Source organism: Marixanthomonas ophiurae, from assembly GCF_003413745.1.
GTDB lineage: Bacteria > Bacteroidota > Bacteroidia > Flavobacteriales > Flavobacteriaceae > Marixanthomonas > Marixanthomonas ophiurae.
In genome coordinates this window covers 106242-122076 of the sequence record NZ_QVID01000002.1, presented here as the reverse complement: position 1 = coordinate 122076, position 15835 = coordinate 106242, and the positions used below count along the sequence as shown (strand labels likewise).

General features: G+C 35.7%; 13 protein-coding genes. 4 read left to right on the top strand and 9 right to left on the bottom strand.

Annotated elements, in window-relative coordinates; all coding sequences use genetic code 11:
- Positions 1-109: 109 nt before the first annotated feature.
- Positions 110-700 (top strand): hypothetical protein, encoded by a 591-nt coding sequence (locus DZ858_RS10825; RefSeq protein WP_117159684.1) that lies wholly within the window; start codon positions 110-112, stop codon positions 698-700.
- Here the strand turns inward: DZ858_RS10825 and DZ858_RS10820 are convergent.
- Positions 687-2213 (bottom strand): GH3 family domain-containing protein, encoded by a 1527-nt coding sequence (locus DZ858_RS10820; RefSeq protein WP_117159683.1) that lies wholly within the window; start codon positions 2211-2213, stop codon positions 687-689. The two genes, DZ858_RS10825 and DZ858_RS10820, sit on opposite strands and share 14 nt — an antisense overlap.
- A gap of 97 nt (positions 2214-2310) precedes the next feature.
- On the opposite strand from DZ858_RS10820, the gene rluF reads away from it, so the two are divergent.
- Entirely contained in the window at positions 2311-3084 is a 774-nt protein-coding gene (rluF, locus tag DZ858_RS10815) for a 23S rRNA pseudouridine(2604) synthase RluF (protein ID WP_117159682.1), read from the top strand.
- Between the two features lie 77 nt (positions 3085-3161).
- Here the strand turns inward: rluF and DZ858_RS10810 are convergent, their stop codons facing one another.
- Positions 3162-3596, bottom strand: a complete 435-nt coding sequence (locus DZ858_RS10810; protein WP_117159681.1) for an Hsp20/alpha crystallin family protein — start codon at positions 3594-3596, stop codon at positions 3162-3164.
- Between the two features lie 202 nt (positions 3597-3798).
- On the opposite strand from DZ858_RS10810, the gene DZ858_RS10805 reads away from it, so the two are divergent.
- A complete protein-coding gene (locus DZ858_RS10805; RefSeq protein WP_117159680.1) occupies positions 3799-5091 on the top strand; it encodes a DUF2254 domain-containing protein in 1293 nt (430 codons plus the stop codon).
- A 63-nt stretch (positions 5092-5154) separates the two neighbouring features.
- Here the strand turns inward: DZ858_RS10805 and sucC are convergent, their stop codons facing one another.
- On the bottom strand, positions 5155-6345 hold the full coding sequence (gene sucC / locus DZ858_RS10800) for an ADP-forming succinate--CoA ligase subunit beta (RefSeq protein ID WP_117159679.1): 1191 nt from the start codon (positions 6343-6345) through the stop codon (positions 5155-5157).
- Positions 6346-6660: 315 nt separating this feature from the next.
- Here sucC and DZ858_RS10795 point away from each other — a divergent pair, with 315 nt between their 5' ends.
- Positions 6661-7065, top strand: a complete 405-nt coding sequence (locus DZ858_RS10795; protein ID WP_239990772.1) for a DUF421 domain-containing protein — start codon at positions 6661-6663, stop codon at positions 7063-7065.
- On the opposite strand, the gene DZ858_RS10790 is transcribed toward DZ858_RS10795, so the two are convergent.
- The 6 genes from DZ858_RS10790 to DZ858_RS10765 form a co-directional block, all read right to left on the bottom strand.
- Positions 7062-8003, bottom strand: a complete 942-nt coding sequence (locus tag DZ858_RS10790; protein ID WP_117159677.1) for an NAD(P)H-dependent flavin oxidoreductase — start codon at positions 8001-8003, stop codon at positions 7062-7064. The genes DZ858_RS10795 and DZ858_RS10790 overlap by 4 nt on opposite strands.
- Before the next feature lie 6 nt (positions 8004-8009).
- Entirely contained in the window at positions 8010-9629 is a 1620-nt protein-coding gene (locus DZ858_RS10785) for a S8 family serine peptidase (RefSeq protein WP_117159676.1), read from the bottom strand.
- Positions 9630-9640: 11 nt separating this feature from the next.
- Positions 9641-10837, bottom strand: a complete 1197-nt coding sequence (gene mnmA / locus DZ858_RS10780) for a tRNA 2-thiouridine(34) synthase MnmA (RefSeq protein WP_117159675.1) — start codon at positions 10835-10837, stop codon at positions 9641-9643.
- 142 nt (positions 10838-10979) lie between these two features.
- Entirely contained in the window at positions 10980-11672 is a 693-nt protein-coding gene (locus DZ858_RS10775) for a toxin-antitoxin system YwqK family antitoxin (RefSeq protein ID WP_117159674.1), read from the bottom strand.
- A 104-nt stretch (positions 11673-11776) separates the two neighbouring features.
- A complete protein-coding gene (gene yidC / locus DZ858_RS10770) occupies positions 11777-13660 on the bottom strand; it encodes a membrane protein insertase YidC (protein WP_117159673.1) in 1884 nt (627 codons plus the stop codon).
- Positions 13661-13815: 155 nt separating this feature from the next.
- On the bottom strand, positions 13816-15432 hold the full coding sequence (locus tag DZ858_RS10765) for a CTP synthase (RefSeq protein ID WP_117159672.1): 1617 nt from the start codon (positions 15430-15432) through the stop codon (positions 13816-13818).
- Positions 15433-15835 lie beyond the last annotated feature (403 nt).

The following is a 15835-nucleotide window of genomic DNA, read 5'->3' as shown; positions in this document are numbered from 1 at the left end:
AAACGCGACAAGCAGGATGTGATTTCTCCTATCGTCGAAATGACTTATAACGTAGTTTATGACCTTATTAACACAACTATTTTTACCAATTTTGTACTTTTCACTAAATATGATGCCAACACAAGATAGTATTCCAAATAACAAAATAATTCCAGAGATTATTGAAAAAGAAGCCATAATGGCGCTCTCATATTACCCTGAATTAAAAGATACCCCGATAACCTTTAAGTTTAAAGATCAGATAAAAAAGTCTACCATGCAGGCTCAACCTACTTGGACAAGTTTTTTTAAACGAAGTAAAAACCGGGAATATATTATATTAATCAGTAGGAAAATACAAATTGAAAACGAAGCCTTTACTATAAAAGATATTCCTTCAGATGTTATCGTTGGTTGGCTGGGACACGAATTAGGTCATGTTATGGATTATAGTGATCGGAATAACTTCGGCATGTTGATTTTTGGCTTTAAATATTTATTTTCCAAAATGCATATTAAAGAAGTAGAACGGACTGCAGATACGATTGCTGTAGCCCACGGTATGGGTGATTATATATTACAAACCAAAAATTTTATTTTAGATCACGCAAATATTTCAGAACATTATAAAAAAAGAATTCGTTCGTTCTATATGTCCCCTGAAGAAGTTATGGAACTGATAAATAAAGGAAAACTAGAAGAAGCAGCTACTGCTGAATAGCTTTTACAAATTCTTCCCAGTCAGCAAACTTTTCTTCATCCATTACTTTTTCCATTTTTACTTGACCGCCTTTCTTTTTATTCTTAGCGCTCCATTCATGAAAAACACTTGGTGAAACAGTAGTCACTTTTATTCCTTTTAATGCCTTGCCACGAGCAACTTTATAATTTTTATTAGCTTCCTTTAAAGCATTATCAAGTGCTTCGGAAAGTTTATCTCCTTCTATTTTAGCTGTGGTTCCTAAATACCAATGATGATAAAACTCATCATCTATTTTTATCGCTGCAATAGTAAACTCCGGAAGTTCTATGTCAAACTGCTGCTCTAATTCTCGAAGCGCTGTTTCCATTTTATTCACCGAAAGTTGCGATCCAACTACATTCAAAAAGAATTTTGTTCGACCCGTAATTATTATTTCAGCCTTTTCAAGATTTGTAAATGCTATGGTATCACCAATTAAATAGCGCCAAGCACCTGAAACCGAACTCATAATCAACACATAGTCGGTATCTTTTTCAACTTCTGAAAGGTTTAAAATTGGAGCCTCTTGTGTAATAGAACCATCTTTATTTACGTACTCTGGTTTAAAAGGAACGAATTCAAAATAAATTCCGTTGTCGGTTACCAGCTTCATCGAAGTAGTATCAGGCCTTTGTTGGTATGCAATAAATCCTTCCGAAGCTAAATACGTATCAATAATAGTAATAGGATGCGCCAACAGTTTATTAAAACTTTTCTCATATGGTTGAAACGCTACGCCACCACTGGTATATACTTGTAAATTAGGCCAAATATCATGGATAGTATCTAAGTTGTTGTGCTCTATTACTTTTTTTATCATCAGTTCCATCCAAGATGGAATACCACTTAAAGCGCCTATATCCCATTCGTGAGCACGTTCGGCAATGGTTTGTACGCGTTCGTCCCAATCAGCTATTTTAGCGATTTCTTCACCTGGTTTATAATATCCGCGGAACCAAAACGGAATGTTACTAGCGCTAATCCCACTAATCTCACCTTCTTTAAATTCATCTCGTTTTTCCAAATCAGTTGAGCTGCCCAACATCATAATTTCTTTTTCAAAAAAATCGGGTGGTAAATCAAAATTGGTCAAGGCCCCAACTTGCTTAATACCTGTGTTTCTAATGGCTTCAATCATAGCATCGGTTACGGGTATTCGTTTACTGGTTTTTCCAGTAGTACCACTGCTTATGGCAAAATAAGTGGGTTTTCCAGGCCAAGTAATATCTTCAAAACCATCATGAACACGACACCACCACTCGGTAGTCATTTTATTATAGTCGTGGAAAGGAATTGCTTTAGAAAAACTCTTCTCAATATTTTCTGAATTTAATATTTCTTTAAATCCATAATATTTCCCAAAGGATGTATTCTGAGCCTTTTCTAATAAGTTTTTTAATACCTTGTGTTGTGCTTCTACTGGAGAATCTTCGGTAACTAAATTATCCCTTAAATCAATCGCACTTTTTATGATGGAGCCTAAAACAGCCATATTTTTTCAGTTTTATATGAAAATATAACAATTAAAATTACCTCGCTATTTATTTAAAATAAGTTTAACGGTTGCACAATGTGTATCTTTGTAATCTATGACACATCACCCAGATTCCGTACGGATAAATAAAGCCATTAGCGACAGTGGATACTGCTCTAGAAGACAAGCAGACATGTTAATTGAAAAAGAAAAAGTGACTATTAATGATACCTTGGCGACTTTGGGTGATCGTGTGATGCCGGGTGATGAAGTACGAGTTGATGGTAAACTTATTACCGAAAATGAAAACCTGGTCTATATTGTCCTTAATAAACCCATTGGTATTACCTGTACAACCGATAAACGGGTTGAAGGAAATGTAGTCGATTTTATAAACCACAAAGAGCGGATATTTCATGTGGGCAGACTTGATAAACCCAGTGAAGGGCTACTTTTGATGACCAATGACGGTGATATTGTAAATAAAATTTTACGTGCTGGAAACAGACACGAAAAAGAATATATTGTAACAGTGGATCGCCCCTTAACAAACGATTTTATTAAACGAATGGGCAATGGAATTCCTATTTTAGAAACGGTTACAAAAAACTGTGAAGTTGAAAAAATAAGTCGTTTTGTATTTCGAATTGTCTTAGTACAAGGTTTAAATCGACAAATTAGAAGAATGTGCGAATATTTAGGGTTTGAAGTAACGGCTTTAAAAAGATTACGCATTATGAATATTGAATTGGGAGATTTGCCTGTTGGCGAATGGAGGGACTTAACTAAGGAAGAATTGAAGGGGTTGCAAAATTCAGTTGAAGAATCTAAAAATGTACCTCAAGCTAATCGTGTTCAAAGTACAGGTGGAAAACGTAGAAGACGGTAGTTTTTGAGCATAAAAAAACCACGCACCGATTGAGTAGCACGTGGTCATTTCAACTAACTAACCAAATTAAATTTCAATTATGAAATCTCAACCATTCTCTTTAATACTTTTTCTTCTTCTTTTTTAGGAAGTGTAATTTCTAACACTCCATTTTCATAACTCGCATTAACGTTTTCAACATTTACATTTTCTGGTAATGTAAAAGATCTTTTGAAACCATTGTAATTAAACTCTTTGCGAGTAAATTTTATTTTGTCTTCTGTTTTGTTATCTTCATTTCCTGAAGCAACATCGGCAGAAATTTTCAGTATGTCATCTTCGACCTCTATACTTAAATTTTCTTTACTTAAGCCAGGTACAGCCAATTGAACTACAAAATTCGTGTTTTTTTCCTGAATATTTACAGCAGGAATGCTAAAGTTTTCATAATTGGGAGTATCTAATCTGTTTTCTGTAAAAAGCTCATCTAATAAAGATGGAAGCCAATTATCGTTTCTTTTAATTAAATTCATAACGTTTTATTTTATTATTATTTTATTTTACTTTTTGTACTATGGTTATAGCAAAACCAATTCCAATTACAATTTCAAGACATTTTGACACCATAGCTGCACATTTTTACGACTTATTGACAGTTTTTTTGACAAGCACATAAATAGGATTTGACTGAAATACTAAACTTTTCTGTTTATCTTTAAACTAATTGATAAGTTTATGAAACAATTTTTTATACGAATCCGTACTTTTTACAGTACGTTACAAAGTAAAATAGCCTTTTACCCCTCTCTAATTTCTCTTGCAGGCTTCATGTTCGCTTTAGCAATGATTATTGCTGAAAAGGAAGGTATTTCAAGAAATCTTATAGAAGTATTTCCTCTTTTAGTAGTTGAAGACGGTGATACGGCTTTAAGTGTTTTGAGCACATGTATTGGAGGGCTTATATCGTTAATGGTGTTTAGCTTTTCAATGGTGATGCTATTGTTAAGTCAGGCTTCCAGTAATTTTTCACCCCGATTGCTTCCAGGTTTGATTTCAAACAAAAGACACCAAATAATTTTAGGGGTTTATTTGGGCACTATTATCTACAATATTTTTACACTCTTTAGTATTGAAACCAGCGAAGAGAAGTTTACACTCCCCGGATTTTCCATATTATTGGGCGTTATTTTTAGCATTATCTGCTTAGGTGCGTTTATCTTTTTTATTCACAATATCTCGCAAAGTATCCAGATTAATAATATCATGGATGGTATTTACGATCAGGCGACCAAAAAATTGAACAGTACTATAAATCGTGAAAACAAAACTGAAACTAAAACAATAGAGACATTTCCTGATACTGGAAATTGGCACAGCCATACCTCTCCGAAAAGTGGGTATTTTCAAAATATAGCAACTCAAAACATCATCAACATTTGTAAAGAAAAAGATATAAAGATCTATATTACGGTTCCAAAAGGGTTATTTGTACTAAAGAATATACGTGTTTTAAAATCCGATAAAAAACTGGATAACGAAACAGTTAATGCTATATTTTCTAATTTGAATTTTGCAAGAGGTGAATATATTCAAGATAATTATGTACTTGCTTTTAAACAAATTACTGAAATTGCTGTAAGGGCAATGTCACCTGGAATTAACGACCCAGGAACAGCTATAAATAGTATTGATTACCTCACCGAGTTGTTTGCACTTCGAATGCAGAAAAACGACTTGGGAGTTTTTTCAGAAAAAGGCACCGCTTATATTAAAATGGCTGTCGTACATTTTGACGAACTCTTGTATCAAGTAATGGCATCGTTGCGCACCTATTGTTCTCAAGACCCCACTGTTGCTCAAAAACTAATTTGGATGCTCGCATACTTAAAACAACAACCTTCTATAGAAAAAGCATATATGGAAGCTATTGACGAGGAGTTAAAAGTATTATTAAAAGTTGTTTCATTTGATTCTGAAAAAGACATGAAAACCATACAAAAGCTAGCAGATAATATCTTAGAAACTTAGCAATAAGGCATAAAAAAAACCTGAAGCGAAACGCTTCAGGTTTTTTAATTTTTTTTTGTGTGATTATGACAATACTGCGTGTACTTTATCTGCAGCTTCTTGAAATTCTACTGCACTTTCTACAGCTAAGCCACTATTGTCTATCAATTCTTTAGCTTCATCAGCGTTGGTACCTTGTAAACGTACAATAATAGGAACGTCTATATTTCCCATGTTTTTATAAGCATCTACAATACCTTGTGCTACACGGTCACAACGAACAATACCTCCAAAGATATTTACTAAAATAGCTTTTACTGATGGATCTTTAAGTATTAAATTAAAGGCTGTTTCCACACGTTCGGCATCTGCCGTACCACCAACATCCAAAAAGTTAGCGGGTTCTCCACCAGCTTGCTTAATAAGATCCATTGTAGCCATTGCCAAACCTGCACCATTCACCATACAACCAACATTCCCGTCTAGGTCAACATAACTTAATCCAGCTTCACGTGCTTCCACCTCAACTGGGTTTTCCTCACGTACATCACGCATAGCAGCATAATCTTTATGACGGAACAAAGCGTTGTCATCCAGACTTACTTTTGCATCTACTGCAATGATTTTATCGTCACTTGTCTTTAAAACTGGGTTGATTTCAAATAAAGAAGAATCTGATTCTGTATAAGCTTTGTAAAGTGCCGTAACAAACTTTGTCATTTGCTTAAATGCTTTTCCACTTAACCCTAAGTTGAAAGCGATTCTACGTGCTTGAAATGGCATTAAACCCAAAGCAGGATCTACTTCTTCATTAAAAATTAAATGAGGAGTTTCTTCAGCTACAGTTTCAATATCCATTCCACCTTCAGTAGAATACATAATCATGTTTTTACCAGTTGCACGGTTAAGCAATACGCTCATATAATATTCTTCCGGCTCACTATCACCTGGATAATAAACATCTTCAGTGATTAAAACTTGGTTCACTTTTTTTCCCTCTGCACTAGTTTGAGGAGTTACTAGGTTCATCCCGATGATGTCGCCTGCAATTTCTTCAACCTCTTTAAGGTTCTTGGCCAACTTTACACCGCCACCTTTACCTCGGCCACCAGCATGTACTTGTGCTTTGATAACGTGCCAACCGGTTCCGGTTTCTTCAGTTAATTTTTTTGCAGCTTCTACAGCTTCCGCTGGGGTTTGCGCAACGATTCCTCGTTGTATTTCAACTCCAAAACTGTTTAATATTTCTTTTCCTTGATATTCGTGTAAATTCATAATAGCGTTTTATGGCTTAATTTTCAGATGCACAAAAGTAATAAATGTAATAGGATTTTACTATTATTTTTTAACTAGTCCTGCTATAATTACAAAAACTTTAGGCTTTGAAGGAGTTTATTTTTTTTTGATAAAGTTTAAACTTCTACTATTTTTTATTAATGTATCTTTTAAAAACAAAAAATCACTACTATGTCTCTCGATCATTTTTTTAAAAACCTCACAGAAATTCCCGAGGTATTTATTGGTACCACTTGTATCTTTTTACTTATAATCCTATACACAAGAATTTTTGGTTTAAAAAGTTTTAGTAAAATGACAGGATTCGATTTTGTGATAACAGTTGCCATAGGTAATATTATCGCTATGACTGTAAATACAGGTAATCCTTCTGTATTAGTGGGAGCCATCTTACTTCTTATTCTCTATGTTCTTAATTATTTAATCACATATATAAGATACAAAAGTAAAACTGTTGAAAATTTGATTGAAAACAAACCCATTATGATTATGCGGAATGGTGTTGTTTTAAAGAAGAACCTTAAAAAATCGAAAGTAACAGAATCTGAACTACAATCAAAATTACGAGAAGCTAACGTGATTACGCTTGACCAAGTAAAAGCCGTCATTCTTGAAACGACAGGTGATGTATCGGTTCTACATAGCGATAAAGAAAATATTGAAGTGGCTGATTACTTGTTGGAAGGAATAGACGTCTAAAGACTAGAAACTTCTTTTTTGGCCATTTCAAATTCCGTTATCATTTCTTCAACAATTTGTGCTGCTGGTTTTATATCGTGTATCAAGCCAGCTATTTGTCCTATTTCTAACTCTCCTTCTTCTAAATCGCCTTCAAACATGCCTTTTTTAGCACGTGCCCTACCTAAAAGTTCAATTAATTGTTCTTTTTTGGGGTTTTGAGTGTAAAGCTGCATTACATCTTCGAAGAATTTGTTTTTCAACATGCGTACTGGCGCCAATTCTTTTAACGTAAGCATGGTGTCCCCTTCTTTGGCATCGACCACCATTTTTTTAAATGCTCGGTGAGAACTAGACTCTTCACTGGCGACAAACCGACTACCTACTTGTACGGCATCAGCTCCTAAAACCATAGCTGCTAACATACCTCGGCCAGTGGCTATGCCTCCAGCCGCAATCAATGGAATGCCTATTTTTTCCTTTACCATTGGGATTAATGTAAACGTAGTCGTTTCATCTCGCCCGTTATGACCACCTGCTTCAAAACCTTCGGCTACAATTGCATCCACTCCCGCCTCTTGTGATTTTAAAGCAAATTTTAAGCTGCTTACCACATGAACAACGGTAATACCATGCTCTTTTAACTTAGGTGTATAAGTTTTAGGGTTTCCTGCAGAAGTGAATACAATTTTCACTCCTTCATCTATGATAATATCAATTATTTTATCAATATCGGGATACAACATCGGTACGTTGACGCCAAAAGGTTTATTAGTTGCTTTTTTACATTTTTGAATATGCTCCAAAAGTATTTCTGGATACATAGAACCAGCACCTATGATGCCTAATCCACCAGCATTACTCACAGCACTAGCCAAGCGCCAGCCACTGTTCCAGATCATACCAGCTTGTATTAATGGGTATTGTATCTTGAAAAGATCAGTAATCCTATTTTGCACGTACTATTACTTTTTAATTAATTTGAAAGAAGTTTTCTCTGTTCCAGTTTGAATAGTCGCAATATAAACACCAGCAGATAGATAACTTACATCTACTTGATTATTTTGACTTGAAATACGAGCCTTTTTCACTTGTTCTCCTAACACGTTATATAGAGAAAAAGTTGCTTCAGTATATCTTTTAGGAAACGAAATATTCACTTCAGTAGTTACCGGGTTAGGATATAATGCAAAATTATTTTCTAGCATTTCATCTTCAATACTCAACTCGATTAAAGCATTGTACGCATCTTCAAAATTAGGGATTCCGTATCCCATTTCATCTGAAGGATTATCAAACATTGAAGCAGATTCCCGTATAATTTGCATAATCTCATTGTTAGGTGTTTGTGGTCTTGCTTGCCAAAATGAAGCAACAGATCCTGCCATAATTGGAGAACTAAAAGAAGTTCCATTACTAAAAGTAACATTACCAAAACGGTCTACTATCGCAGCAAACTCTCCTTGTGCCATAACATCTGGTTTAACGCGACCATCTACTGTTGGCCCAATAGAACTAAATCCTGCTAAATTACCGTTAGAGTCTACCGCACCAATTGTCAACATTCCTGGGGAATCTCCGGGGGTGCCTACATATGTAAACCCACCTCCATCATTACCTGCAGAAGTAACTAATATCATTCCTTTATCAAATGCGTGATTAGCTCCACGAGCTCCTATAGTGGTTTGCCCGTCTAAATCTTCATATCTATGGTCATAATCTGAATCGTCAAAATCCTGATACCCCAAGGAAGTATTTATTACATCAACTCCAAGACTATCAGCTCGTTCCAAAGCTTCCACCCAAAGGGCTTCTTCTGCAGGACTCTCATTATCACCATCTTCCGTTACGTATAAATAATATGATGCCTCAGGGGCTGTACCTACGAATTCACCATCTAAAAATGCGGCAGCATCACTAAATGTATTAGACCCATGACTACTAGTCCCATCTGCATTCTCTTGACGTTCTACAAAATCGTATGTTCCCAATAACCTTCCTTCATTTCTAAGAGTTGCAAATGCTGGGTTGCTCATTACATTAGGAAAACCACCATCCATAAATGCTACAACCATTCCTTCTCCTGTAAAATCATTTTCATGAAGAAAATCTACTGAAAGCATTTCTGTCTGGTTAGCAGCATTTCCATAATTATATTCTACTCTAGATTGTTGATTTTCAACAATAAATTTATCTGGAGTTTGCCCAGATGGCTTTTTAAAATTCATGTCCTTATCGGCAAACTCTACCTCAGTTACAAATTCTAAGTTCAATAAATCATTGATACTCGAAACCGAACCACGAACATAAACTGCATTCATCCATTTAGACTTTGCTAAAACGGTTATGCCTGCAGTATTATTTATTTCTGTTTTATAGTTTTCATTAAGAGGTACATCACGTTCATCAATTGGCGTTCCATGCATTTGCTTTCGGTCAATTGCTTCCTGTGTTAAAATGGTAAGTGGATTAGCAAGAGCGTCTGCAACTCCTTCTTTATCAGCAAAGAAAACAAGCGCATCTTCTTGTGCATAATTAAATTGAGTTACAAATGCTGTAAGTAGTAGTAATAGTATTTTTTTCATAATATTTTTTTTTAAGAAATAACACCACTGCCGAGCAATTCTTCTCCTTGATACCAAGCAACAAATTGTCCTTCAGTAATGGCAGATTGTGGTTTGTCAAATATAACATAAAGTCCGGAGACTGTTTGATGTAAAGTAGCTTTTTCCAAAGATTGTCTGTATCGTATGCGAGCTGTAACTTCTTTAGATTCGTCCTCTTGTAAGCGTAAATCTTCTCGAACCCAATGAATTTCTTCATTTTTAACAAAAAGCCCGCGACGGTATAAACCTGGATGGTCTTTTCCTTGTCCTGCATATATTACATTTTCCTTTACATCTGTATCAATCACAAAGAGTGGTTCTTTAGTCCCGCCCACAGCCAAGCCCTTACGCTGTCCTTTGGTGAAAAAGTGGGCACCTTGGTGTTTTCCTACTTCTGTACCATCTGTAATGACATATTTATTTTTTTCAGAGAGAAATTGTAATTTTTCTTCTTCGGAAGTAAACTCAGGTTTAACTTTAGTATAATTGGAGTATTCTGAAGGCACTTCAATAATGACCCCTTCCTTAGGCGCTAATTGTTGCTGTAAAAACTCAGGAAGTCTTACTTTACCAATAAAGCATAATCCTTGCGAATCTCTCTTTTCAGCAGTAATTAAACCTTGTTCCGAAGCTATTTTACGCACATCTGGCTTTAAAATTTCACCTATAGGAAATAGTGTTTTGGAAAGCTGCTCTTGAGATAATTGACAAAGAAAATACGACTGATCTTTGTTAGGGTCTTTTCCCGATAGTAATTGATAGGTAGTTTTACCATCATTTTCAATCTCACCTTTTCTGCAATAATGACCGGTAGCTACATAGTCTGCACCGAGCTCTAATGCTATTTTTAAAAATACATCGAACTTAATCTCTCGGTTACAAAGTACATCTGGATTTGGGGTTCTTCCCATTTTGTATTCCTTGAACATATAATCTACAATGCGTTCTTTATATTGCTCACTCAGGTCTACAGTTTGAAATGGTATATCTAACTTTTCAGCGACCAACATGGCGTCATTGCTATCTTCTAGCCACGGACATTCGTTGGATATAGTTACAGTATCATCATGCCAATTTTTCATAAACAGTCCAATAACCTCATAACCCTGTTCTTTCAATAGGTATGCAGCAACACTTGAATCTACTCCGCCGCTTAGACCAACAACAACTCTTTTTTGTTTGTTCATTACTTAAATACTCTGAATATTCTAATTTCCTGCAAAGATACATTTTTCAAAAGTGGTTTTATACTATGGTGTATCTATTGATTTTATAGGTACCAATGCAAAATTTATACCGTGCTGAAGTAATAGGAGAAATGATTTACTTTTATTCAGGCTTTTCTGGTTTAGGGTAGGTTTCTTCCATTTCCACTTCTCCGTTTTTAAAGTATTGCCAAAGACCGTTCTTTTTACCTTTTTTATAATAACCTTTAATCGTTACTGTACCATTGGCATCATAGTACATAGCTTCTCCACTGAGTTTATCATCTAAGTAGTTCAATTTCTTTAAGAGAACACCTTCAGGCGAGTAGTAGTTGTTTTCGCCTTGTTTTAAACCGTTTTGATAGTGAGTTTCTTCGGTTTTGACTCCATTAGGGTAATACGTCGTCTTCACCCCTTCTAATTTACCGTTTTTATATTGTTCCCGAGTCATGACAGCGTTGGATTTTTCATGGTAATAGACCCATTCCCCTACTCTATTTTTACCTTCCATTTCGCCTTCGCTTACCAGCTTCCCTTTTATAGTAAAATAGCGTACAGAAGCTTTAGTTCCGTTAGAGGAGAAGTCCTTGGTGGCCATCGGTTGATCTTTACATTCTTCACAGTAAAATTTAAAAACTCCTGTTTCATGTCCATGATCAAACTGTCCTTCATACCGGAGCTGCTTGATGCCTGGATAGTATTTTTTCCAAACCCCGTCACGCTTGCCGTTTTCGTCAAACTGATTTACTTTATCCTGTGCAATTGAAGGTTGTAGACTGAATAGGATTCCCAAAAAAAGTAATAACGAGTGTTTCATGGTAAGGTGTAATCTTGATTTCAAACTAAAACGTTGAAATAAAATGTAAAGTATAAATCTTGCTATTATAAAAAAACCTCCCGATTAGAGGAGGTTTTTAAAAATTACTTTTTCTTCTGAGCTTTCTTTTGCTCCTCAGCCTGCTCCATCATTTCGGACATTTTACGCTGAAAACGATTTTGCTTTTTAGGCTGCTTTTTCTTTTTCTGAATTTTAGCATGAACCTTATCGTCATCAATAATAAAATTCTTAATCACCAACATAATACCAATAGTAATCATATTTGACGTGAAGTAATACAGTGACAATCCACTGGCGTAGTTGTTAAAGAACACCAACATAAACAGTGGAGACAAATACATAATAAACTTCATATTAGGCATCCCTGGTTGTTGTTGCGCTTGCATGGTCTGCCCTGTAGTCATCATCATATAAATAAAGATAGCGATAGATGCCAAGATAGGGAACAGACTTACGTGATCACCATAAAAAGGAATATGGAATGGTAATTCAGCAATAACATCATAACTGGAAAGATCGTCTGCCCATAAAAAACTTTTTTGACGCAAATCGAAAGCCGTAGGGAAAAACGTAAACAAGGCATAAAATACAGGTAATTGTAATAATGCCGGCAAACACCCTTTTAACGGGCTTGCACCTGCTGCATTTTGAAGTTTCATCGTTTCCTGCTGAATCTTCATTTTGTTATCTCCGTACTTTTCACGAATCTCTTCAATCTCCGGTCGCAATATTTTCATTTTTGCCTGCGACAAATACTGTTTGTATTGTACTGGTGACAGCAATAATTTAATTAATATTGTTAAACAGATAATCGCAATCCCTGCTGGTAAAAAGCCACTTAAGAAACCGAAAAGCGGAATAATAATATATTTGTTTATCACCCCAAAAATACCCCAACCTAATGGCATAGCTTCATCAAGGTTACGGCCGTAATCATTCAATATTTGATAATCTGTTGGACCAAGGTACATATTCATATTATAGGAAAGTCCACCGGCTTTAGGTTCTAATAGCATTTTCGCCGCATACTTCTTGGTATAAACAGTATCTATTTTCTCATCTTCTACTAAATCTACCGAACTGAATGATACTTCTTTAAAAGGCGTATCGGTTAACAGTAACGAACTAAAAAAGTGCTGACGGAAGTTCATCCACGTCACATCTTTCTCCGTTTCCTCATCTTCTCCAGTTTGGGAAAGTTTATTATGATCGCCGTCTTCATATTCATACACTAAACGACTATACCTATTTTCGTAAGTAATACTCTTAGCGTGGCTATACCCTTTTAATTGCCAATCTAGATACATTGGTTGTGATGTGTTCATAACGCCATCCAACCCTTGCGATTTAATGCTGAAGTTGATCATGTACTCGTCTGGCAATAACTCGTAGCGATATTCTATATAAGCACTTTCTGAAGTTTTTAGCTTCATTGACAATACTTTGTTGTCACCGTTGGTGCTCACAGAAGGCTCAAAAAACAAGTCTTTAGTATTCAACAACCTGTTTTCTGAAGAAAATTGCAAGTTCAGGCTGCTATTTCCATCTTTTATAATACTCACCGGGACTGAATCGTTGGTAGTATGATTTTTTAGACGAGCTTCAGTAATATAACCCCCTTGGTTACTCACTTCTAAGTAAAGCACTTCGTTTTCAATTACTGTGCTATTCTCTTTTGCTGAAGGAAGTGTCCCCGAATAAGCAAAAGAACCCAATTTGTTTTTAAGCTTTTCAACAGCTATTGAGTCTTGTGCATTCGCAACGGCCATTTCCTGAGTAGCTTCTTGAAGGGTAGTGTCTTTATCTTTTTGGGTTTCAGATTCTTCTTTAGCAGCAGTTTCAGTTCTGGCTTTATCGGCCTGAACAGCATCTTCAGAAGGTTCCTGCATATAAAGCATCCATACTAATATACCTCCAATTAATACAAACCCTATGAGGGAATTAACGTCAAAATTCTTTTTTTCCATGTACTCTGAACTTGTTTCAAAAAATGTCCGTTATACGAACCGTTTTATATTTATGTGTTTCTGAAATGTTCCTTTTCAGAAAAATTTCTTCTTAATAATTTAAATGCATAAAGCAAATATCCCGCCCCACTATCGTAGCACGCCAAATTGTCGGTTTAGTTTTTTTCGGCGTGATCGTGCGCTGCCTTAACAAAAGCAACAAACAATGGGTGCGGACTAGCCACGGTACTTTTATATTCTGGGTGATACTGTACACCTACAAACCAAGGATGATCTGGTACTTCTACCACTTCAACCAACTGTGTATCTGGGTTTACGCCAGTTGCTACCATTCCAGCAGCTTCTAGCTGCTTTTTATATTTGTTATTGTATTCATACCGATGACGGTGACGCTCTTCTATAGTACTTTCATTATAAACCCTACCAATAATACTATCGGCTTTTACATCACATTTCCAAGAGCCCAATCGCATAGTGCCTCCCATATCGGTAATGCTTTTTTGGTCTTCCATTAAATTAATAACAGGATTAGGCGTTTGTGGGTTCATTTCTGTAGAATTAGCATCTTTAATACCTAACACATTTCGGCTGTATTCTATAACTGCCATTTGCATTCCTAAACAGATACCTAAAAAAGGTAGGTCGTTTTCTCTTGCATAACGAACCGCCTCTACTTTACCTTCAATACCGCGCTCCCCAAAACCAGGAGCCACTAAAACAGCGTCCAAGTCTTTGAGTTTTGCCTCTACATTATTTTTGTTAATATATTCTGAATGTATATATTTTACCTCCACACTTACCTCGTTTTCGGCACCTGCATGAATAAAGGATTCTAAAATAGACTTATAACTATCTTGAAGTTCTACATACTTTCCTATTAAACCAATACTCACTTTCCCTTTAGGGTTTTTATGACGTTCCAAAAATTGATTCCAACGGGTAAGGTCTGGTTCTTTAGTGTTTTCCATACCCAGTTTTTGAAGCGTAACAGTATCCAACCCTTCTTCTAACATCATATTGGGTACATCATAAATGGTAGAAGCATCGATAGATTGTATAACGGCTTCCCGTTTTACATTGCAAAAAAGCGCTAATTTTTTCCGAAGATCGTCAGATAAATCATGTTCTGTACGGCACACTAAAATATCGGCTTTAATACCGCTTTCCATCAAGGTTTTTACGGAGTGTTGGGTAGGTTTTGTTTTTAATTCACCCGCAGCAGAAAGATAGGGCACTAATGTTAAGTGTATCACTAACGCATTGTCGTCTCCTAACTCCCAACGTAATTGTCGAACCGCTTCAATATACGGTAAAGACTCTATATCACCTACAGTACCGCCAATTTCGGTAATAACAATATCGTACTCTCCTGTAGAACCAAGTTGCTGTACGCGTTCTTTAATTTCATTGGTAATATGTGGAACAACCTGAACAGTTTTTCCTAAAAATTCACCACGGCGTTCTTTTTCAATCACACTTTGGTAAATACGACCCGTAGTTACATTGTTGGCTTGTGACGTTTTTACATTTAAAAAACGTTCGTAATGCCCAAGGTCTAAATCGGTTTCTGCACCATCATCGGTTACATAACATTCTCCATGCTCGTATGGATTTAATGTTCCAGGATCCACATTTATGTAAGGATCTAGTTTTTGAATGGTAACGCGATAACCTCTGGCCTGCAACAGTTTGGCAAGCGAAGCTGCGATGATTCCTTTTCCTAAAGATGATGATACTCCGCCCGTAACGAAGATGTATTTGGTAGTGCTCATAGTAAGCGTTACTGAGTTAATTATACGGGATGCAAAAGTAGGGAAATATTATGGAAGGCAGCAATTAAAATATAACTATCAAAGAAGTATTTACTAAAAAGATAAAGCAGATTGATGAATATGATGAAAATATAGTGCTTTATCCAAGTATTTTTGTTCTTTCTGGATATAAAGTGATGTGTTTAAAAAACAACTTTATTGACATTAAAATATTTAAGGTTAGAAAACTAACACCAACAAAAAGCATTTTATAAGCAGAAAAAGTAAAAGACGAAAACTCCATAAGTTCAGAAAACAAGGCAAGGAATAAATATAGGTTTAAAAAAATAAGAACACTACTTAAAAAAATGCCCATCCCCTTTTTATTAAAAATAAGCTGGGAAACTATAAGCACCAATAATAC